Raw genomic sequence first — 853 nt, forward strand, 5'->3', positions numbered from 1 at the left:
AAGAACAACTTTCACAAACAGAAAAAGCTTATCAGGCTATAACAAAGAGTCAGAAAACAAACCCAAAGCAAATAGACTTTTCTAGTTTTTTTCTCAAAGAACCAGAATCGCTCTATAAGAATAATAAGCTTTCAAGGGAATCATATCAAAAGATATTGGAGGAAGAAAACAAAATTTCTGGGACTTTTGATCAAATGAGCAAAGCTATTTCTGGGCATTTACAATCTGTATCGGTTCTAGATAAAGTTGTGAATTTGAAAAGTTTTGAACATGCAGAAAATCGTTTTCAATACCTCAAACAGTTATTCAATGAACTTGAAACAAAAGAAAATCTGAAAGACATTGCTGATCTTCAAGCACATATCGATGGTATATTAGTCATGATCCAAAATGAATCTATAAAGATGCAAATGGTAGCACATTTACGCAAAGCTGAATACTCACTTATCAAAAGGAAAAGACGCGAACTTGATATGAAATTTTTTAACCATGAAAAAAAAGAGATGCCTAGCATACGGTGAAAACACTTAGGTAATGTATAAATGCAAATGAAGCGTTTAGCATGTATCTATGTTTCAAGGTGATAAAAAGTTGAAAATTCGTTAAAGAGGAATTCCATGAACTTTACTGTGTTCACGCAACTTTTCAATAAAATTGATCAGATAACAAAAACATATGTCACGGATATTTCCTCAAAAGCAATTGTTACAATTACACCCTTTGTTTCAATTGGAATCACAATCGCTTTCATCATCTACGGATAGCTTATCATTCGGGGCGCTATCGATATGCCTCTCTCCGGATTCGTAAACCGTTTCCTACGGATAAGTATTATTACTTCAATAGCTCTTAC

At 33.2% G+C, this 853-nt stretch carries 1 protein-coding gene and 1 pseudogene; both read left to right on the top strand.

Annotated features, from left to right (window positions below):
• Positions 1-521: type IV secretion system protein (locus tag ACFIQE_RS11025; protein WP_375707768.1), on the top strand; the 521-nt coding region annotated here is incomplete at its 5' end.
• A 96-nt stretch (positions 522-617) separates the two neighbouring features.
• A pseudogene (locus ACFIQE_RS11030) lies at positions 618-853 on the top strand (type IV secretion system protein); the annotation flags it as partial.

This window comes from Bartonella sp. AA1HLJMS (assembly GCF_042197445.1).
Taxonomy (GTDB): Bacteria; Pseudomonadota; Alphaproteobacteria; order Rhizobiales; family Rhizobiaceae; genus Bartonella.